Raw genomic sequence first — 19191 nt, 5'->3', positions numbered from 1 at the left:
AAGGACACCATTTGGAAAGCCTGTTGAACCTGACTGTTGCTGGTGGGGCACCAGTCAGGATATTACAAATCACCGATACCCACCTTTTTGCCGAAAAGCATGAAACGCTGCTGGGGGTGAACACCTGGGAGAGTTATCAGGCGGTACTGAGCGCCATTCACGCTGAAAACCGTGCATGCGATCTGATTGTCGCAACGGGCGATCTGGCGCAGGATCAATCTTCCGCGGCCTACCAGCATTTTGCTGAAGGCATCGCGAGCTTTAGCGTGCCCTGCGTCTGGCTGCCAGGCAACCACGATTTCCAGCCCGCCATGTACAGTTCTCTTCAGGATGCGGGGATTTCTCCGGCGAAATGTGTTTTTGCGGGTGACCAGTGGCAGATCCTACTGTTGGACAGCCAGGTGTTTGGCGTCCCGCACGGTGAGTTAAGCGAGTTTCAGCTCGACTGGCTGGAGACCAAACTGGCTGCTGAACCTGAACGTCACACGCTGCTGTTGCTTCATCATCATCCTCTGCCGGCGGGCTGCAGCTGGCTCGATCAGCACAGTCTGCGCAACTCCGCGGCGCTGGATCGCGTGCTGGCGAAGTTCCCGCGGGTGAAAAATCTGCTGTGCGGGCATATTCACCAGGAGCAGGATCTCGACTGGAACGGGCGCCGCATGCTGGCGACACCGTCGACCTGCGTTCAGTTTAAGCCGCACTGCGCCAACTTTACGCTGGATACCATCGCGCCAGGCTGGCGCTGGCTGGAACTGCATGCCGACGGCACGCTGACCACGGAAGTCTGCCGTTTGACCGGCGCACAATTCCGCCCGGACACCGCTTCAGAAGGCTATTGATGTCTACGCTCCTTTATCTGCACGGATTCAACAGCTCGCCGCGCTCCGCAAAAGCGACACAGTTTCGCCAGTGGCTGAGCGAGCATCACCCCGACGTTGAGATGATTATCCCTCAGCTGCCGCCTTACCCGGCAGAAGCCGCGGAGATGCTGGAATCCATTGTGCTTGCGCACGGCGGCGAAACCTTCGGTGTGGTCGGTTCATCGCTGGGCGGGTATTACGCCACCTGGCTCTCGCAATGCTTTATGCTGCCCGCCGTGGTGGTTAATCCGGCGGTACGGCCATTTGAGCTGCTGCGGGACTTTCTTGGCGAAAACGAGAACCCCTACACCGGCCAGCAATATGTGCTAGAGTCACGCCATATTTACGATCTCAAAGTTATGCAGGTCGACCCGCTCGAGGCGCCGGATCTCATCTGGCTGCTGCAGCAGACGGGAGATGAAGTGCTGGATTACCGCCAGGCAGTGGCGTATTACGCCTCCTGCCGCCAGACTATAGAAGAGGGCGGAAACCATGCTTTCACGGGCTTTGAGAATCATTTCACCCAGATTGTCGATTTTCTTGGACTGCACAGCCACTGACAATCAATGCGAATTGCTAGTTTAAATCATGACGCAAACCTATAACGCTGATGCCATTGAGGTCCTCACCGGGCTTGAGCCGGTTCGCCGCCGCCCGGGGATGTACACCGATACGACGCGCCCAAACCATCTGGGCCAGGAAGTTATTGATAACAGTGTGGACGAAGCGCTGGCGGGCCATGCCAAACGCGTTGACGTCATCCTGCACGCCGATCAGTCGCTGGAAGTCATTGACGACGGGCGCGGCATGCCGGTGGATATCCACCCGGAAGAGGGCGTCCCGGCCGTTGAGCTGATCCTCTGTCGTCTGCATGCGGGCGGTAAGTTCTCCAACAAAAACTACCAGTTCTCCGGCGGCCTGCACGGCGTGGGGATTTCCGTCGTCAACGCCCTGTCCAAACGCGTGGAAGTGAACGTCCGTCGCGATGGTCAGGTGTACAACATCGCGTTTGAAAACGGCGAGAAGGTGCAGGATCTGCAGGTTGTCGGGACGTGCGGCAAACGCAACACCGGCACCAGCGTTCACTTCTGGCCTGACGAAAGTTTCTTCGACAGCCCGCGCTTTTCCGTTTCCCGCCTGACGCACCTGCTGAAAGCCAAAGCGGTGCTGTGCCCGGGCGTGGAAATTACCTTTAAGGATAACGTCAACAACACCGAGCAGACCTGGCGCTACGAAGATGGCCTTAATGACTATCTGTGCGAAGCGGTAAACGGCCTGCCGACGCTGCCGGAAAAACCGTTCGTCGGCAATTTCACCGGCGACACCGAAGCGGTGGACTGGGCGCTGCTGTGGCTGCCGGAAGGCGGCGAGCTGCTGACCGAAAGCTACGTTAACCTGATCCCCACCATGCTCGGCGGTACCCACGTCAACGGCCTGCGTCAGGGACTGCTGGATGCGATGCGCGAATTCTGCGAATACCGCAATATCCTGCCGCGCGGTGTGAAGCTGTCGGCGGAAGATATCTGGGACCGCTGCGCTTATGTACTCTCCGTGAAGATGCAGGATCCGCAGTTTGCCGGTCAGACCAAAGAACGCCTGTCGTCACGCCAGTGCGCGGCGTTCGTTTCCGGCGTGGTGAAAGATGCGTTTACCCTGTGGCTGAACCAGAACGTTCAGGCGGCAGAAATGCTGGCTGAAATGGCGATTTCCAGCGCCCAGCGTCGTCTGCGTGCCGCGAAGAAAGTGGTGCGTAAAAAGCTGACCAGCGGCCCTGCGTTGCCGGGCAAGCTGGCAGACTGTACCGCGCAGGATCTCAACCGTACCGAACTGTTCCTCGTGGAAGGGGACTCGGCGGGCGGGTCGGCCAAGCAGGCGCGCGATCGTGAATATCAGGCGATCATGCCGCTCAAGGGTAAGATCCTGAACACCTGGGAGGTCTCGTCTGATGAAGTGCTGGCCTCGCAGGAAGTCCACGATATCTCGGTCGCGATCGGCATCGATCCGGACAGCGACGATCTGAGCCAGCTGCGCTACGGCAAGATCTGTATCCTCGCGGATGCGGACTCCGATGGTCTGCACATCGCCACGCTGCTGTGCGCGCTGTTTGTGAAGCACTTCCGCACGCTGGTGAAAAACGGTCACGTCCACGTGGCGCTGCCGCCGCTGTACCGTATCGACCTCGGCAAAGAGGTGTACTACGCGCTGACGGAAGAAGAGAAAGCGGGCGTGCTGGAACAGCTGAAGCGTAAGAAGGGTAAACCTAACGTGCAGCGCTTTAAAGGGCTGGGCGAGATGAACCCGATGCAGCTGCGCGAAACGACGCTGGATCCGAACACGCGCCGTCTGGTGCAGCTGACGATCAGCGACGAAGACGAACAGCAGACCAACGCTATGATGGATATGCTCCTTGCCAAGAAACGTTCGGAAGACCGTCGTAACTGGCTGCAGGAGAAAGGCGATATGGCGGATATTGAGGCCTGATGCTGAAAAAGCCCTGCGATGCAGGGCTTTTTTTTGCCCGGTGGCGCTGCGCTTACCGGGCCTACGATCGATCCCCTCGCCCCTTTGGGGAGAGGGTTAGGGTGAGGGGAACACCCCGCACTGACATCAAAACTCCATCTTCACCGTAAACTGCACTTCGCGCGGGTCGCCAATCTGGTTACCCAGATTGTTGGTGGCGATAGATGAGGTGTAGTAGGTCTTATCAAACAGGTTCTTCACGTTCACCTGCAGCGTCACCGGATACTGCAGCTTCATCTTATACGCCGCAAATGCATCCGCCACAAAATAGCCCGGCAGATAGTAATCCGCACCGTTGGTTGCGGAACGGCGGCTCACGCCGTGCCCGCCGCCGCCCAGCGTCAGGGTATTCCCGGCAAACGCATTATGAATGTCGTAGGTCAGGAACAGGGAGCCGGTATGGCGCGGCACGTTCGGCAGCGGTTTGCCCGCATAGTCCGGGTCTTCCAGCACCTTCGCGTCGGTATATCCGTAGCTGGCGATGATATTGGTGTTCTCGGTCAGCGATCCGGCAAGATCCACCTCCACGCCCTGGGAGCGCACGCGGCCCGCCGTTTTGGCGATGGTTTCACCCCCCACGCTTTCGTTGTACAGCACGTTGCGTTTGTGAATATCAAACAGCGCGATATTGGCGGTAACCCCGTCGAACAGGTCGAACTTTGCACCCACTTCGTAAGCATTCGACGTTTCCGGCGGCAGGTCGCCAATGTAACTTGCAATGGACGACTGCGGCATAAACGTCTGCGAGTAGTTGGCAAACAGCGAGACCGCTGGCGTGAGCTTATAGACCAGCCCCAGCTTCGGCGTCCACTGTTCGTCGCGGCTGTCGGTGTTGACGTTGAACGGACGACCTTTGCCCGCGTACTGGGTGTAATACTGATAGCGCATCCCGGCGACGGCGATCCACTTATCGGTCAGGTACAGGGCATCCTGCGCGTACGCAGAGTAGCTTTCCTGCTTGAGCGTCTGGTCGCTGTCGGACGCCGACACGGTGGTGCATTTGCCGAGATTGCCATACGTCGGGTGATAGATATTGAAATCCTTGACGTTTTTACAGCGCATCATGTCCGTGCGCAACAGATCGTAATTCTCATACGACACGCCAGTCAGGATCTCATTGTAAAAGCCCGCAATATCCACATTCCCCTGCAGATCCGCGCGGGTGCTGTGCATGCGTTGGGTCGAGCCCTGGGTCGCATCCACACGGCGGGTCAGGTTGCCGGTTTTTGCATCGTAGGCCATGACGCGGGCCTGGTTATCGCTGTATTTGTCCTGGCTGTAGCTGTAGTCGAACTTCGCGGTCCACTGGCTGTTGAGGCTATATTCCGCGTTGAGCTGAGCGAGGTCGGACTGCCCGTCGGTGATGTTAAACGGTTCGTCAAAGCGGGTTTTGCGATCGACATCAACGGCCTTTTTGGTGTTGAGATCGAAGATCGTACCGCGATCGAACGGCGTCTTATAATCGCGATGTGAATAGAGCACGGTCACGGTGGCATCGTCGCCGAACCAGGTGAGCGACGGGGCGATAAAGGTGCTGCGTTCGTTGCCAAAATTACGCCAGTAATCTTCGTCCTGATACTCACCCGTGAGGCGATACGCCAGGCGCGTGCCGTCGATCGGGCCGGTCACATCGACCTGTCCGGTGCCGCCGCCAAAGCTGGAAGAGGTGGCGGAAAGGGAACCGCCGAAGGTCTTCTCAGGGCGTTTGGTGACGACGTTAATCAGGCCGCCCGGATCGAGAATGCCATACAGCGTTGAGGCCGGGCCTTTCAGCACCTCCACGCGCTCGGTGGCGGCGTTAAAGCTGCGCGGCAGAACGGTGCGCAGGCCGTTGGTCATGATTGACCCGTCGCGGTTCGCGCCAAACCCGCGGCGCACAAAGGCATCCTGCGTACCGCCCAGGGTATTGGTCTGGACCACGTTGCTGACGTTATAGAGCGCCTCATCCAGCGTGGTGGCGTGCTGATCCTCCAGCACGTTATCGCTGACGGTATTGACCACCTGCGGGATATCCAGCATCGGCATGTTGGTCAGCGTTGCGGTGGAGGTATTCAGCGGCTGGTAGCCGTTGGTGGCTTCCGCCGAAGTATTTGGATCGGCGATGACGGTAAGCGTTTCGCCGTCTTTAGCCGCGGTGGTGTCTGCTGCCTGCACCAGCGGCGCCATAAACAGCAGTGAAAAGAGCGCGCGCCCTTTTATCCCTGAGAGTGAAGGTGTGAACGTAGCCATTACATCTGTTATCCCGAAATATCCCGCGAATGTGTTCGCGGCAAACTGTGTGAGTCATTGCCCTTTACGGTCTGTCCGTTAGCCGGAAGTGGCATCGGACATGTAATTGAGAATCATTCAATCATGCAGGAATGTAGTAGTAAATGAAAAAAAGAAAAAATCGACTACAGCAGTTAACCGCGTACGTAAGCGCAGCGGGTTGATAGCTAACTCATTGAAATAAATGTTTTTAAAAGCCTTGATGGACTCATTTTTTCTCTGGTTTACCCCTGGTTTTTTCAGGGTGTTTCTTCGCTTGACTACTACATGGCGCGGCGTCAAACTCTCAAAAGAGAATGAGTTTTATTTTTATTTGTTGGTTTTTCATTACGTTGGCGTTCACGTGGCTCACAACACACACAAACCGGGTCTGGTTCTGGAGAACCTCTCTGCGGGCTATCAGAAAAAAATCATCGTTGATGATATCTCCCTTGCGATCCCTCAGCAGAAAATGACGGTGCTGGTCGGGGCGAACGGCTGTGGAAAATCCACGCTGTTGAGCACTATCGCGCGGCTGCTGCAGCCGCTTGGGGGAACCGCGCTGCTGGACGGTAAAGCCATTCATGAGCAGCCCACCAAAGCGGTCGCCCGTCAGCTTGGCATTCTCCCGCAGTCGCCGCTGCTGCCGGAAGGGTTAACCGTTTTTGATCTGGTCTCGCGCGGACGCTTTCCCTGGCAAAACGTTATGCGTCAGTGGAGCGACGAGGACGAGCGGGCGGTGGAAGAGGCCCTGCGGCTGACCGGCACGGCAGAGTTTGCCCATATGCCGGTGGAAAGCTTATCCGGCGGCCAGCGTCAGCGCTGCTGGATCGCCATGGCGCTGGCGCAGCAAACGCCGTATATCCTGCTTGACGAGCCGACGACGTACCTCGATCTTCGCTATCAGGTGGAGATCCTCGAGCTTCTGCATACGCTGACGCGTGAGCACGGGCGTACCGTCGTGGTGGTGCTGCACGATCTCAACTTTGCCGTGAACTACGGTGATTCACTGGTCTTTTTACGCCAGGGAAAAGTCGAGGGGGTGTTACATGAAGGCGACGCCTGTACGCCGGAACTGATCAAAGCGGTGTTTGATGTGGACGTGCATATGTCCATCAACCCCTTGACCGGCAAACCGTTCTTTATGCCGTTTCGCCAGAGTCTTGAACAGCCATGATGCGCGCTTCTCTCGCCTTCCTGATTTTTACATTACTGCTGGCGCTGGGCGCGATTGTGCATCTCGGTATCGGGGCGCGGTTTATCCCTCCCCGGACGGTAGTCGAGGCATTCGTTCACTTCGATCCGCGCAATTTCGACCATAACATCATCATCAGACTGCGACTGCTGCGCCTCTGCGCCGCAATGGTGACAGGCGCCGCGCTCGGCGTGGCGGGCGTGCTGCTGCAGTCCGTGATCCGCAACCCGCTCGGCGAGCCGCATATTCTGGGGCTCAACGCCGGGGCAGCGCTGGCGGTGGTGATCGCCAGCGCGCTTGGGCTTTCGCTGCCGTTTGGTCGCCCGCTGATTGCCGCCGCCGGTGCCGCCGCGCTGTTTCTGCTGGTGCTGATGTTCTCCTCGTCCGGTCGCACCGGGCTCACGCCGATGAAGGTCACCCTGTGCGGCGTGGCGATGTCGGCGTTTGCCTCGTCGATTACCGCCGCGGTGTTAATCCTGGATGAACAGACGCTGCTCTCTCTGCGCACCTGGCTGGCAGGTGATATCGCCGGGGTCAACGCGCAGATGCTCCAGAGTGCCCTGTGGGCTGCAGCAGCCGGTTTTATTCTTGCTATCGGGCTGTCGCCCTCGCTCAACATGCTGGCGCTGGGCGACAGAATGGCGCAGGGGCTTGGCGTGTCGCTGCTGAAAACCCGCCTCCTTGCCCTGCTGGCCATCGCGCTGCTCTGCGGCGCGGCCGTCTCCCTCGCCGGACCGATTGGCTTTATCGGCCTTGTGGTGCCGCAGCTCATCCGCCGTCTGGTGTCGGTCGATTTGCGCGTGATGGTGCCGCTGTCGGCCCTGTGCGGCGCTCTGGTGTTGATGCTGGCGGATATCGCTGCCCGCACGCTGTTTACCCCCTGGGAGCTGGCAACCGGCATCATGACGGCCCTGGTCGGCGCGCCCGTGTTCATCTTTATGGCGTCGAGGATGTTCAAATGAACCGGGCCGGACTCCGCGCGATCCGCGTTGGCCACCTGTCGGCGCTGATTCGCCCGAAAGCGCTGGCGTACCTGTCGCTTTTCGCGCTGGCGGCGCTAAGCCTGCTGGGCTTTGGCCTGACGCACGGTTCTCTGCCCATTCCAACCTCCGCCATCGGGCGCGCGCTGTTTTCGCCTGAAAGTCTGACGGCGGAGACGCGCTACGTCGTGATGGATATCCGCCTGCCGCGCCTGCTGATGGCGGTGCTGTGCGGCGCGATGCTCGGCATGGCGGGGGCGGCGATGCAGTCCATCACCCGCAACGGTCTGGCTGACCCGGGGCTTATCGGCGTGAAGGAGGGCTGTAGCGCGGCGGTACTGCTGCTGATTTTTCAGTTCCCGGCGCTGAGCCTGGCCTGGCGTCCGCTGGTCGGCATGGCCGGTGGGCTGCTCACCGCGCTGCTGGTGATCGTCCTGGCGCGCGATATCTCGCGCTCGCGGTTCATCCTGATCGGCATCGGCGTGTCGTGGGCGTTTGCCGCGGCGATGGGCGTCTTTATGACCACCGCCGACGTGCGTGACGTGCAGACGGCGATGCTGTGGCTGGCGGGAAGCCTGCATGCGGCAAACTGGACGCTGGTGGGCCTGGCCGCGCTCTGGGCCGCCCCCGCGTTTGCGCTGCTGCTGTTTACCGCCCGGGCCGCGGACGTGGCGTTGCTCGGCAATCAGGCCGCTACGGGCCTTGGCGTGCGCACAACCCGGCTGGCGCTGCTGCGGGTTCTCGCTCCGGTGGTGCTGACGGCGGCCTGCGTCTCCTGCGTGGGCAGCATTGGCTTCGTGGGGCTGATTGCCCCGCACATGGCGCGCCTGCTGCTGCGCGGTGGGCAAACCGCGCTCCTGACGGGAAGCGCCGTGCTGGGGGCGCTGCTGGTGCTGCTGGCGGATAACGTCGGACGTCTGGCATTCCTCCCGCTGCAGCTGCCGGCGGGGATTGTGATTTCATTGATTGGCGGACCGTTTTTCCTGCTGCTGCTCTGGCAGCGTCGGGACAGATTTTAGGGGACTATGATGCGCGTACTGTTTTCGATGCTGTTGCTGGTGGGGTTCGCGGTGAGCGCGGCGGAGCCGACGCAGGTATTTACCGACGATCTGGGACGCAAGGTGGTTGTGCCGGTTCATCCGAAGCGGATTGTTTCCTTACACGATCTGGATATCACCATTCCGCTGATTGAACTTGGCGTGCCGCCGGTGGCGAGCCATGGCCGCACGCGGCCGGACGGCAGCCACTTTCTGCGCTCCAGCGGCATGTTAACCGGCGTCGACTTCGATAATTCCGATATCAAATTTATCGGCACGGCGGATATCGACATTGAAGCCATCGCCGCCGCAAAACCTGACCTGATCGTTACCGAGCCGACCCGCAACACCCCGGTGGAACAGCTGGCGAAAATTGCCCCGACGGTGAGCATCGATCATCTCGACGGCGGCGCGCCGGAAATCTACCGCAAGCTGGCGCAGCTCACGGGCACGCAGGCAAGGCTAAACATTCTGGAACGGCGATATCAGGAGCAAATCAAGGCGCTGAAGGCGACCATCGACACGCGCAAAATCACCGTGTCGGTGATTCAGGCCAATCAGGGGAAAATCAACGCCATGCACAGCTATCACTCGCTGGGCCGCGTTCTGCGCGACGCCGGATTCAAATTCCCGCCACTGATTGAGGCCATCCCGGAAGGGGGACGGATTGACGTCAGCGCCGAGCGCCTGCCGGAGCTGGATGCCGATTTCGTCTTCGCTACCTGGCGCGGGGATACGGGCGGTAAACCGCAGGACGAGCTGGCGGCAATGGAGGCGGTCATGCCGGGCTGGTGTCAGTTCCTGACTGCCTGCCGAACCGGGCACTACGTGCTGATCTCGCGTGAAGAGGCAATCTCGAATTCGTTCGCGTCATTAGGGCTGATGGCCGCGCAGGTGCAGTCGCAGATTGCCGGGCGTCCGCTGCCGGAGGCGTCACGGTGATCCGCAAAGAGAAAGGGCGCGTGGATGTCTATGGTGAGCGCTTTCGCGCGCGGGCGCATCAGCTGACGCCGCGTTTGCTGCAGGTCGCACGCTATATCCATGACAACCGCGAGGCGGTGATGGAGCAAACTGCCATGGAGATTGCTGCCGTAGTGAAAACCTCGGACGCCACGGTGGTCCGCGCCATACAGGCGCTGGGTTTCGCCGGGCTGCGCGATCTCAAGCAGACGCTGGAGCAGTGGTTTGGCCCGGTGGTCACCTCCAGCGAAAAGATGTCCACCACGGTGAACACGCTCGCCAGCGACGTCAACGCGAGCATTGATTTCGTGCTGGAGGGACATCAGCACACCTGCGAGGTGTTATCTGAGCCCCACAACCGCTTCGCGATGGCGCAGGCGGTCTCACTGCTGGCACAGGCAAGGCAGGTCGCCATATTTGGCATTGGCGCCTCGGGCATTCTGGCCGAGTACACCGCCAGGCTGTTCAGCCGTATGGGGTTACCCGCCACGCCGCTAAACCGTACCGGGATAGGGCTTGCCGAGCAGTTGATTGCGCTTCAGCGCGGCGATGTGCTGATAATGATGGCGCAGAAATCTGCGCACCGGGAGGGGCAAACCACCCTGCGTGAAGCAAAACGTCTGGGCATTCCCACCATCCTGCTGACCAACGCCCTTGATTCGCGTTTCAGTAAGGAGGCCAGCGTGGTGATCCACGTTCCGCGCGGTGGCGAAAAGGGCAAAATCCCGCTCCACGGCACGGTGCTGCTCTGTCTGGAGATGATCATTTTGTCCGTCGCTTCTACCGAGCCGCAGCGCACCATCAAGTCCATGAAGCGCATCAACGAGCTCCATCGCGGGTTAAAGCCGGGGAAGAAAAGCAGCTAAAAACAACAAAGCCCGGTGGCGCTAGCGCTTACCGGGCCTACGGTTCAGGTTTTGTAGGCCGGGTAAACGCAGTGCCACCCGGCAAATTCCACGAACTTAAACCCCTTGCTCCAGGATGCGGATGTGGGTTTCCAGCACGTCGCCCTTCACCGCGTCGCTCCACGCTTTCATGTGCGCGGTCTGCAGATGCGCTTCAAGATGCGCGACGGTTTCCCACTGCTCAACCATGATGATCGAGTCCGGCGCGGTTGCCTGGAAGCTGGCATCAGTAGCGGCATCCACCATCGGCGCGTAGCCGTGGCAGCCTTCTTCTTTCAGTACGGTCGGGATAATTTTCGCGAACTGATCCAGCACCGCCTGGCGGTGATGTTGACCTGGACGAGTACGGATTTCTGCGATAACGGTAAGCATGTTTACTACTCCTTTAATTCCAGGCTACCAGTTAAGCAAAAATTTTCGCGAGATGCTTGCGATATTCTGCGATATAGCTCGGGACATCAGGCATTTTAATCACGTCGTTGACGATAAAGGTCGGCAGCGGATCCATGCCCAGGAACTGATTCGCCTTGTGGAACGGCAGGTACGCGCCGTCCACGCCCACGCCTTCGAAGAACTGATCTTTCTCGGTGAAGGCTTCCAGCGGGGCGTTCCAGGTCAGTGACAGCATATATTTTTTGCCCTGAATTAGACCGCCTGAACCGTATTTTTTGGAGGCGTCAGAGCGGGTGCGGCCATCGTTGGCATACAGCGAGCCATGACCTTCCGTGAACACGTCGTCCATGTATTTTTTCACGGTCCACGGCGCGCCCATCCACCAGCCTGGCATCTGCCAGATCACCACGTCAGCCCACAGGAAGTTCTGCACTTCGGCCTTCACGTCGTAGTTACTGTCTGCACGCACGACCTTAACATCATGCCCGGCGTCGCGCAGGAAACCATCCGCGACCTCGGTCAGGGTGTCGTTCAGCTGGCCTTTAGAGTGCGCAAATTCTTTTGCACCGTTAATAATCAGAGTGTTGCTCATTTTTTGTCCTCGACGATGAGAGTATGCCGGGTATTCTACGCGCGAGGACGGAGCGGAAAAATGAGCAAAATGTGCAAAGTCTTTTGCTGGAGATGCAATAATCCGTTACCAGCTGACCTTCACCTCAAAGCCGCCTTCCGCCGCATTACTCAGCGAGACGCGCATTCCGTGCAGCGCGGCAATGCGCCTGACGATAGAGAGTCCCAGCCCGCTGCCCGTGGCGTTCTGGCCCGGTGGACGATAAAAACGCTCGCCGATGCGCGCCAGCACCTCGGGGTCAACGCCGGGACCGTTGTCGCGCACGCTAAAGCTACGCGCGTCCAGCGTAACGTCCACCACGCTGCCGCGCGGACTGTAGCGGATGGCATTGTCCAGCAGGTTGCGCACCAGCAGGCTGAGTAGCAGGGGCTGTCCCTGACGCTTGACCTGCGGGGCATGGTTGTTGAGGCGAATATCAATTCCTGCCTGCTGCGCCGGATGCCAGATATCCAGCACCGCCGACTGCAGTAAATCGGCAAGCGTTATCGGTTCGACATCGTCCAGGTTGTCCAGCGAGTCCAGACGCGACAGCGTGAGGAGTTGGTCCACCAGCCGGGAAGCGCGGTCGATTCCCGCATGCAGCTGCGCCAGCGCTCTTTCCCGCGCCTGCGGATCGTCCTGCGAGAGCTGCGCCACGTCAGTTTGCACCTTCAGCGCCGCCAGCGGGCTGCGCAGCTCGTGGGCCGCGTCGGACGTAAAGCGGCGCTCGCGCGTCATCATCTCCTGGGTACGCGCGAAGAGGTGATTCAGCGAGTCGAGCAGGGGGCGCACTTCCGTGGGGACGCCATGAAGTACAAGCGCCTCGGTCGCATCCGGCGAGCGAGAGCGCAGGGTCTGTGCCAGCTTTTTCAGCGGCCTCAGCTCCCGGCTCAGGAGGAGAATCAGCAAGAGCAGCATCACGGGCAGCGCTACCAGCCAGGGCGTGAGCTGCGAGCTGACCACGTCCAGCGCCATATCCTGGCGGTACTCCCACTCCTGACCGACCACCACGCGGTACTTCCCGTCGGGTGAGGTCAACCACAGGAAACGCCATTCGTCGTTGTCGTCCTGGAGCTGCCCGTTAGCAAACCCGTCGCGGCGATAGTGGTACGGAATATCGCGCCCGTTCTCGCCGTCGTTCAGCAGCATTTTGCCGTCGACGGCGTAAATGGCGAAAGCCAGCGCGTCGTCATCGAGACGGCCATGCTTCACTTTTTTCGGGATCTCGCGCATCCGTTCGGGGGCGCGGATCTCGTCAAGATCCATCGTCAGCAGCCGTTTGGCAAACAGCATCTGCTGCGTGTCGAAGAGCTTATCCAGCTTGTGGGTAGTCTGCTGCCAGGCCACCAGGCTGGCGGCAAACCATGCCGTCAGGGAGAGCGCTAAAAAGAGGAGCGTCAGGCGCAGCTTCAGGCTCAGGCGTTGCGTCAGCTTCATGCGTCACCCAGGGTATAGCCGATGCCGTGCACGGTGCGGATAAACTCGCTGCCAAGCTTGCGGCGCAGGTGATGAACGTGGACTTCTACCGCGTTGCTGGAGACGTCGTCATCCCAGGTATACAGTTTTTCCTCAATCGTCTTGCGAGGGAGCACGCGGCCTGCATTGCGCATCAGCAGTTCCAGCAGCGCGAACTCTTTCGGCTTCAGCGTCAGCGGTTCACCGTCCAGCGTGGCGACGAGTCGGGTCGGATCGAGCGTAACCTTGCCGTGGCGTAGTTCGCTATGCGTCTGGCCGTGGCTGCGGCGGACCAGCGCCTCAAGGCGGGCGCCCACTTCAATCAGCGCGAACGGCTTGCAGAGATAATCATCCGCGCCAAGACGCAGCCCCTCCACGCGCTGGTTAAGCGCATCCCGCGCGGTCAGGATCAATACCGGCTCGCTGCGCCCGCTTTCGCGCCACGCGCGCAGGATGTCCAGACCGTCGATTTCCGGCAGCGTCAGATCCAGCACCACGGCATCATAGGGCGCAGACGCGAGCGCGGCCTGACCGGTTTTGCCGTCGGTAAACCAGTCCACGCTAAAGCCCATTTTGCTTAAACCCGCCCTGATACCGTCGCCGATTAACGTGTCGTCTTCTACCAGTAAAATGCGCATATTCCCTCCTTGATGTCGTCAGTAAACCCTCTGTAAGCGCCTGCTGTACAGCAATAATAAATAAATTTTTCCCTTAAGAAGTTGTTAAGGATTACCCTGTTTAATGGACTGCGAAACCAGATTAAAGGGAGAGTTAATATGAAAAAATTCGCTGCTATTGCCGCCATCATGATGATGACCACTGCCCCCGTTTTTGCCGCGCAGGGCGGATTTAACGGCCCGTCTGCCGCACAGACCCAGACCCAAACGCAGGCAGGCGGTTTTGTCGATAATGACGCCAACCTCACCACCGCGGTGAAGGTCAAAGAGATGAAGGACGACAGCTGGGTGAAGCTGCGCGGGAACATCACCCAGCGCCTGTCCGATGACCGCTACACCTTCCGCGATGAGACCGGCACGGTAAACGTGGAAATTGACCACAAGCGCTGGAACGGCGTGACCGTCACCCCTCAGGATAAAGTGGAAATCCAGGGCAAGGTCGATAAAGAGTGGAACGATTTTGAAATCGACGTGAAGCAGGTCATTAAGCTGAACAAATAACCCGGAAAGGGCCGCATAAGCGGCCCTTTTTCTTTGTGACTCAACTCGTCAGATAGGGTAGTATCTGCGGCAATATTGCCTGAAACCCTTCGGTTTCTGAGTTGAGGAATCACACGTAATGAGCGATATGGCAGAGCGCCTCGCGCTACATGAATTCACGGAAAACGCCTACCTGAACTACTCCATGTACGTCATCATGGACAGGGCGTTGCCGTTTATCGGGGATGGCCTGAAGCCCGTTCAGCGCCGCATCGTGTATGCGATGTCCGAACTGGGGCTGAACGCCACCGCCAAGTTCAAGAAATCCGCCCGTACCGTCGGTGACGTACTGGGTAAATACCATCCGCACGGCGACAGCGCCTGTTATGAAGCGATGGTGCTGATGGCCCAGCCGTTCTCTTACCGCTACCCGCTGGTGGATGGCCAGGGGAACTGGGGGGCGCCGGACGATCCGAAATCCTTCGCGGCGATGCGTTATACCGAATCCCGCCTCTCTAAATATGCCGAAGTGCTGCTGGGCGAGCTGGGGCAGGGGACCGTTGACTGGGTACCGAACTTCGACGGTACGCTGCAGGAGCCGAAGATGCTGCCTGCGCGTCTGCCGAACATCCTGCTGAATGGCACCACCGGGATTGCGGTCGGTATGGCGACGGATATTCCGCCGCACAACCTGCGTGAAGTGGCGAAAGCCGCCATCACCCTGATTGAGCAGCCGAAAGCCTCGCTCGACGATCTGCTGGATATCGTGCAGGGTCCGGATTTCCCGACCGAAGCCGAAATCATCACCTCGCGCGCGGAAATCCGCAAAATCTACCAGAACGGTCGCGGCTCCGTACGCATGCGTGCGGTGTGGAATAAAGAAGACGGCGCCGTGGTCATCACCGCGCTGCCGCATCAGGTTTCCGGTGCCAAAGTGCTGGAGCAGATCGCCTCCCAGATGCGCAATAAAAAGCTGCCGATGGTCGACGACCTGCGCGATGAATCAGACCACGAGAACCCGACCCGTCTGGTGATCGTGCCGCGCTCCAACCGCGTGGACATGGAGCAGGTGATGAACCACCTGTTTGCCACCACCGATCTGGAAAAAAGCTATCGCATCAACCTGAACATGATCGGCCTCGACGGACGCCCGGCGGTGAAAAACCTGCTGGAGATCCTCACCGAATGGCTGACGTTCCGCCGCGATACGGTACGCCGTCGTCTGAACCATCGTCTCGAGAAAGTGCTTAAGCGCCTGCATATCCTTGAAGGTTTGCTGGTGGCGTTCCTCAATATCGACGAGGTGATTGAGATCATCCGTACCGAGGACGAGCCGAAGCCCGCCCTGATGTCGCGCTTTGGCATCAGCGAAACCCAGGCCGAAGCGATCCTCGAGCTGAAGCTGCGCCATCTCGCCAAACTGGAAGAGATGAAGATCCGCGGCGAGCAGAACGAGCTGGAAAAAGAGCGCGATCAGCTGCAGGCGATCCTCGCGTCCGAACGCAAGATGAACACCCTGCTGAAGAAAGAGCTGCAGGCCGATGCCGACGCGTTTGGCGACGACCGTCGTTCTCCGCTGCACGAGCGCGAAGAAGCGAAGGCGATGAACGAGCACGACATGCAGCCGTCCGAGCCGGTGACCATTGTCCTGTCGCAGAGCGGCTGGGTGCGCAGCGCCAAAGGCCACGATATCGACGCGCCGGGGCTCAGCTACAAAGCGGGCGACAGCTTCAAAGCGGCGGTGAAAGGCAAGAGCAACCAGCCGGTGGCGTTTATCGACTCCACCGGCCGCAGCTACGCCATTGACCCGATCACGCTGCCTTCCGCGCGTGGGCAGGGCGAGCCGCTTACCGGTAAGCTGACGCTGCCGCCGGGCGCGACGGTTGACCATATGCTGATGGAAGCCGATGACCAGAAGCTGCTGCTGGCGTCTGATGCGGGCTACGGCTTTATCTGTACCTTCAACGATCTGGTTTCCCGCAACCGTGCCGGTAAGGCGCTGATTAGCCTGCCGGACAACGCTCACGTGATGGCTCCGCTGGTGATTGAGAACGAAAGCGACATGCTGCTGGCGATCACCACCGCCGGACGTATGCTGATGTTCCCGGTCAGCGATCTGCCTGAGCTGTCAAAAGGCAAGGGCAACAAGATCATCAACATCCCGTCGGCGGAGGCCGCGAAAGGCGAAGATGGCCTGGCGCACCTCTTCCTGCTGCCGCCGCAGAGCACCCTGACCATTCACGTCGGCAAGCGCAAAATCAAGCTTCGTCCGGAAGAGCTGCAGAAGGTGGTGGGGGAGCGCGGTCGCCGCGGCTCGCTGATGCGCGGTCTGCAGCGTATCGATCGCGTGGAGATTGACTCTCCTGCACGCAGCGCTGCGGGTGACAGCGAAGAGTAATGTCGTGATATCCCCCTCTGTCCGGAGGGGGAATTTCAATAAAATTTCCCGTAAAATCGTTGTTAATTCGTGCGTTGCGATTAACAATACGCGCTCGTAATAAAGTCCTTACCTGGCCACAGGTGAAGTATAATTGTCAGCTGTTGGGGCTTCAGAGGTCGCTATGCTATATATTGTTCGTCTTATTCTTACCGTTATCTACTGCATTCTGGTCTGTATTTTCGGCTCTATTTACTGCCTGTTCAGCCCGCGTAATCCGAAGCATGTCGCCACCTTTGGCCATATGTTCGGCCGCCTTGCGCCGCTGTTTGGTCTGAAAGTTGAAAAACGTCTGCCGGAAGGGGCGGAGAATTTCGGTAACGCCATCTATATCGCCAACCATCAGAACAACTACGATATGGTGACGGCCTCTAATATCGTGCTTCCACCGACCGTGACGGTGGGCAAAAAAAGCCTGCTATGGATCCCATTTTTTGGTCAGCTGTACTGGCTTACTGGTAACCTGCTGATTGATCGTAATAACCGTGCAAAAGCGCACAGCACCATTGCGGAAGTGGTGAATCATTTTAAAAAGCGCAAAATTTCAATCTGGATGTTCCCGGAAGGGACGCGCAGCCGTGGCCGCGGCCTGCTGCCGTTTAAAACCGGTGCGTTTCATGCCGCAATTGCGGCAGGTGTTCCAATTATTCCTGTGTGCGTTTCCAATACTTCGAATAAGATTAATCTTAACCGCCTGAATAACGGGCTGGTGATTGTCGAAATGCTGCCACCCGTCGATACCAGCAAATACGGTAAAGATCAGGTGCGCGAGCTGGCCGCGCACTGCCGTGATCTGATGGCTGAGCATATTGCGCTGCTCGACAAAGAAGTCGCAGAGAGAGAAGCCGCCGGTAAGATTTAACCGGCGTTGAAGGGAAAACGAATTCCCGCGTTGTTAGTCGTTTCAGATGGAGCTTATATGTCACTCAGTCGGCGTCAGTTTATTCAGGCTTCGGGGATCGCCCTTTGTGCGGGTGCGATGCCGCTGACAGCCAGCGCCGCCGGGCAGCAACAGCCGCTGCCTATTCCGCCACTCATTGAATCCCGTCGCGGTCAGCCGCTTTTCCTGACGCTGCAGCGCAGCCACTGGTCCTTTACCCAGGGGACGCGTGCGCCGGTCTGGGGCATTAACGGACGTTACCTTGGGCCGACCATACGCGTGTGGAATGGCGATGACGTTAAGCTCATCTACAGTAACCGTACCCCTGAAAATGTCGCCATGACCATCAGCGGCCTGCAGGTGCCTGGCCCGCTGATTGGCGGCGCGGCGCGAATGATGTCACCCAGCGCCGACTGGGCGCCCGTTCTGCCGATTCGCCAGAGTGCGGCAACCCTGTGGTATCACGCCAACACGCCTAACCGCACGGCGCAGCAGGTCTATAACGGCCTGGCCGGCATGTGGCTGGTGGAAGATGAAGTCAGCAAATCCCTGCCGATCCCGAACCACTACGGCGTGGATGACTTCCCGATTATCATCCAGGACAAACGTCTGGATAATTTCGGCACGCCGGAATACAGCGAGCCGGGCAGCGGTGGTTTCGTCGGCGATACGCTGCTGGTTAACGGCGCGCAGAGCCCGTATGTCGAAGTGTCCCGTGGCTGGGTGCGCCTGCGCCTGCTCAACGCGTCTAACTCGCGCCGCTATCAGCTGCAGATGAGCGATGGCCGTCCGCTGCACGTGATCTCCGGCGATCAGGGCTTTTTACCGGCGCCGGTGTCCGTCAAACAGCTGGCGCTCGCGCCGGGTGAGCGTCGCGAAATTCTCATTGATATGACCAACGGGGATGAAGTGTCTGTCACCTGCGGTGAAGCGGCCAGCATTGTCGACCGTATTCGCGGGTTCTTTGAACCGTCGAGCATACTTGTCTCCACCCTGGTGCTGACCCTGCGCCCAACCGGCCTGCTGCCGCTGGTGACCGACAGCCTGCCCATGCGTCTGCTGCCGCAGGAGATCATGAGCGGCTCGCCGGTGCGCAGCCGCGATATCAGCCTGGGCGACGACCCGGGCATCAACGGCGCGCTGTGGGACGTCAACCGCATTGACATCACCGCGCAGCAGGGCACCTGGGAGCGCTGGACGGTGCGTTCAGATATGCCGCAGTCGTTCCATATTGAAGGGGTGTCGTTCCTGATCCGCAACGTCAACGGCGCGATGCCGTTCCCGGAAGATCGCGGCTGGAAAGATACCGTCTGGGTGGACGGCCAGGTGGAACTGCTGGTTTATTACGGCCAGCCTTCGTGGCCGCACTTCCCGTTCCTGTTCCACAGCCAGACGCTGGAGATGATGGACAGGGGTTCGGTGGGACAAATGCTGGTCAACCCGGCGCCGTAAATTGCTTTTCTCCCTCTCCCTATGGGAGAGGGTTGGGGTGAGGGCAACAGCCCGCATAATACCCCTTCATTTCCCACAATGATCCAGCGTATAATCCCCGCCC

General features: G+C 59.2%; 17 protein-coding genes. 12 read left to right on the top strand and 5 right to left on the bottom strand.

Annotated elements, in window-relative coordinates; translation table 11 throughout:
• Window positions 1-11 precede the first annotated feature (11 nt).
• Genes cpdA through parE form a run of 3 tightly spaced genes read left to right on the top strand, consistent with a single transcriptional unit; the run spans window position 12 to window position 3341 of the window.
• Window positions 12-839 carry a 3',5'-cyclic-AMP phosphodiesterase gene (cpdA, locus tag ABFV38_RS18665; protein WP_045909978.1) on the top strand — a complete coding sequence of 276 codons (828 nt, stop codon included), beginning with the start codon at window positions 12-14 and terminating at the stop codon, window positions 837-839.
• On the top strand, window positions 839-1420 hold the full coding sequence (gene yqiA, locus ABFV38_RS18660) for an esterase YqiA (RefSeq protein ID WP_008502976.1): 582 nt from the start codon (window positions 839-841) through the stop codon (window positions 1418-1420). Before cpdA ends, yqiA begins: the two co-directional genes overlap by 1 nt.
• A gap of 28 nt (window positions 1421-1448) precedes the next feature.
• On the top strand, window positions 1449-3341 hold the full coding sequence (gene parE / locus ABFV38_RS18655) for a DNA topoisomerase IV subunit B (RefSeq protein WP_032650257.1): 1893 nt from the start codon (window positions 1449-1451) through the stop codon (window positions 3339-3341).
• A gap of 126 nt (window positions 3342-3467) precedes the next feature.
• Here the strand turns inward: parE and ABFV38_RS18650 are convergent, their stop codons facing one another.
• On the bottom strand, window positions 3468-5609 hold the full coding sequence (locus tag ABFV38_RS18650) for a TonB-dependent siderophore receptor (RefSeq protein WP_348957771.1): 2142 nt from the start codon (window positions 5607-5609) through the stop codon (window positions 3468-3470).
• Between the two features lie 382 nt (window positions 5610-5991).
• On the opposite strand from ABFV38_RS18650, the gene ABFV38_RS18645 reads away from it, so the two are divergent.
• Genes ABFV38_RS18645 through ABFV38_RS18625 form a run of 5 tightly spaced genes read left to right on the top strand, consistent with a single transcriptional unit; the run spans window position 5992 to window position 10665 of the window.
• Complete coding sequence (locus ABFV38_RS18645; RefSeq protein ID WP_348957770.1) at window positions 5992-6804, top strand: ABC transporter ATP-binding protein; 813 nt, start codon at window positions 5992-5994, stop codon at window positions 6802-6804.
• The gene (locus ABFV38_RS18640) at window positions 6801-7784 is read left to right on the top strand and encodes an iron ABC transporter permease (protein WP_348957768.1); all 984 of its coding nucleotides are present in this window, start codon (window positions 6801-6803) and stop codon (window positions 7782-7784) included. The genes ABFV38_RS18645 and ABFV38_RS18640 overlap by 4 nt, the downstream gene beginning before the upstream one ends.
• On the top strand, window positions 7781-8821 hold the full coding sequence (locus tag ABFV38_RS18635) for an iron ABC transporter permease (RefSeq protein ID WP_348957766.1): 1041 nt from the start codon (window positions 7781-7783) through the stop codon (window positions 8819-8821). The genes ABFV38_RS18640 and ABFV38_RS18635 overlap by 4 nt, the downstream gene beginning before the upstream one ends.
• A gap of 9 nt (window positions 8822-8830) precedes the next feature.
• Window positions 8831-9781, top strand: a complete 951-nt coding sequence (locus tag ABFV38_RS18630) for an iron-siderophore ABC transporter substrate-binding protein (protein WP_063622595.1) — start codon at window positions 8831-8833, stop codon at window positions 9779-9781.
• The gene (locus ABFV38_RS18625; protein ID WP_348957764.1) at window positions 9778-10665 is read left to right on the top strand and encodes a MurR/RpiR family transcriptional regulator; all 888 of its coding nucleotides are present in this window, start codon (window positions 9778-9780) and stop codon (window positions 10663-10665) included. Before ABFV38_RS18630 ends, ABFV38_RS18625 begins: the two co-directional genes overlap by 4 nt.
• 96 nt (window positions 10666-10761) lie before the next feature.
• Here the strand turns inward: ABFV38_RS18625 and ABFV38_RS18620 are convergent, their stop codons facing one another.
• From ABFV38_RS18620 to qseB, 4 genes are all read right to left on the bottom strand, one after another.
• The gene (locus tag ABFV38_RS18620) at window positions 10762-11076 is read right to left on the bottom strand and encodes a putative quinol monooxygenase (RefSeq protein ID WP_008502984.1); all 315 of its coding nucleotides are present in this window, start codon (window positions 11074-11076) and stop codon (window positions 10762-10764) included.
• A gap of 31 nt (window positions 11077-11107) precedes the next feature.
• A complete protein-coding gene (locus tag ABFV38_RS18615; RefSeq protein WP_348957762.1) occupies window positions 11108-11689 on the bottom strand; it encodes an NAD(P)H-dependent oxidoreductase in 582 nt (193 codons plus the stop codon).
• A 105-nt stretch (window positions 11690-11794) separates the two neighbouring features.
• Window positions 11795-13144 carry a quorum sensing histidine kinase QseC gene (qseC, locus tag ABFV38_RS18610; protein WP_262778813.1) on the bottom strand — a complete coding sequence of 450 codons (1350 nt, stop codon included), beginning with the start codon at window positions 13142-13144 and terminating at the stop codon, window positions 11795-11797.
• Window positions 13141-13800, bottom strand: a complete 660-nt coding sequence (qseB, locus tag ABFV38_RS18605; protein WP_023326078.1) for a quorum sensing response regulator transcription factor QseB — start codon at window positions 13798-13800, stop codon at window positions 13141-13143. The genes qseC and qseB overlap by 4 nt, the downstream gene beginning before the upstream one ends.
• Window positions 13801-13938: 138 nt before the next feature.
• Here qseB and ABFV38_RS18600 point away from each other — a divergent pair, with 138 nt between their 5' ends.
• The 4 genes from ABFV38_RS18600 to ftsP all read left to right on the top strand — a co-directional run bounded on the left by ABFV38_RS18600 (window position 13939) and on the right by ftsP (window position 19088).
• The gene (locus ABFV38_RS18600; RefSeq protein ID WP_023344926.1) at window positions 13939-14340 is read left to right on the top strand and encodes a NirD/YgiW/YdeI family stress tolerance protein; all 402 of its coding nucleotides are present in this window, start codon (window positions 13939-13941) and stop codon (window positions 14338-14340) included.
• Window positions 14341-14458: 118 nt separating this feature from the next.
• Window positions 14459-16717, top strand: a complete 2259-nt coding sequence (gene parC / locus ABFV38_RS18595) for a DNA topoisomerase IV subunit A (protein WP_045909972.1) — start codon at window positions 14459-14461, stop codon at window positions 16715-16717.
• Window positions 16718-16880: 163 nt separating this feature from the next.
• On the top strand, window positions 16881-17618 hold the full coding sequence (plsC, locus tag ABFV38_RS18590) for a 1-acylglycerol-3-phosphate O-acyltransferase (protein ID WP_024906505.1): 738 nt from the start codon (window positions 16881-16883) through the stop codon (window positions 17616-17618).
• 57 nt (window positions 17619-17675) lie between these two features.
• Window positions 17676-19088, top strand: a complete 1413-nt coding sequence (ftsP, locus tag ABFV38_RS18585) for a cell division protein FtsP (protein WP_045909971.1) — start codon at window positions 17676-17678, stop codon at window positions 19086-19088.
• Window positions 19089-19191: the final 103 nt, after the last annotated feature.

It is taken from the genome of Enterobacter cloacae complex sp. Mu1197, from assembly GCF_040059225.1.
GTDB classification, from domain to species: domain Bacteria; phylum Pseudomonadota; class Gammaproteobacteria; order Enterobacterales; family Enterobacteriaceae; genus Enterobacter; species Enterobacter quasiroggenkampii.
Note: the sequence above shows the minus strand (reverse complement) of the source record. Positions and strands in the feature narration are given on the sequence as shown.

Coding starts and splice junctions, on each gene's coding strand:
- ABFV38_RS18620 (WP_008502984.1), bottom strand. CDS start 11,076: ATGCTTACCGTTATCGCAGAAATCCGTACTCGTCCAGGTCAACATCAC.
- ABFV38_RS18630 (WP_063622595.1), top strand. CDS start 8,831: ATGCGCGTACTGTTTTCGATGCTGTTGCTGGTGGGGTTCGCGGTGAGC.
- qseC (WP_262778813.1), bottom strand. CDS start 13,144: ATGAAGCTGACGCAACGCCTGAGCCTGAAGCTGCGCCTGACGCTCCTC.
- ABFV38_RS18615 (WP_348957762.1), bottom strand. CDS start 11,689: ATGAGCAACACTCTGATTATTAACGGTGCAAAAGAATTTGCGCACTCT.
- ABFV38_RS18635 (WP_348957766.1), top strand. CDS start 7,781: ATGAACCGGGCCGGACTCCGCGCGATCCGCGTTGGCCACCTGTCGGCG.
- ABFV38_RS18640 (WP_348957768.1), top strand. CDS start 6,801: ATGATGCGCGCTTCTCTCGCCTTCCTGATTTTTACATTACTGCTGGCG.
- parC (WP_045909972.1), top strand. CDS start 14,459: ATGAGCGATATGGCAGAGCGCCTCGCGCTACATGAATTCACGGAAAAC.
- ftsP (WP_045909971.1), top strand. CDS start 17,676: ATGTCACTCAGTCGGCGTCAGTTTATTCAGGCTTCGGGGATCGCCCTT.
- qseB (WP_023326078.1), bottom strand. CDS start 13,800: ATGCGCATTTTACTGGTAGAAGACGACACGTTAATCGGCGACGGTATC.
- ABFV38_RS18600 (WP_023344926.1), top strand. CDS start 13,939: ATGAAAAAATTCGCTGCTATTGCCGCCATCATGATGATGACCACTGCC.
- yqiA (WP_008502976.1), top strand. CDS start 839: ATGTCTACGCTCCTTTATCTGCACGGATTCAACAGCTCGCCGCGCTCC.
- ABFV38_RS18650 (WP_348957771.1), bottom strand. CDS start 5,609: ATGGCTACGTTCACACCTTCACTCTCAGGGATAAAAGGGCGCGCGCTC.
- parE (WP_032650257.1), top strand. CDS start 1,449: ATGACGCAAACCTATAACGCTGATGCCATTGAGGTCCTCACCGGGCTT.
- plsC (WP_024906505.1), top strand. CDS start 16,881: ATGCTATATATTGTTCGTCTTATTCTTACCGTTATCTACTGCATTCTG.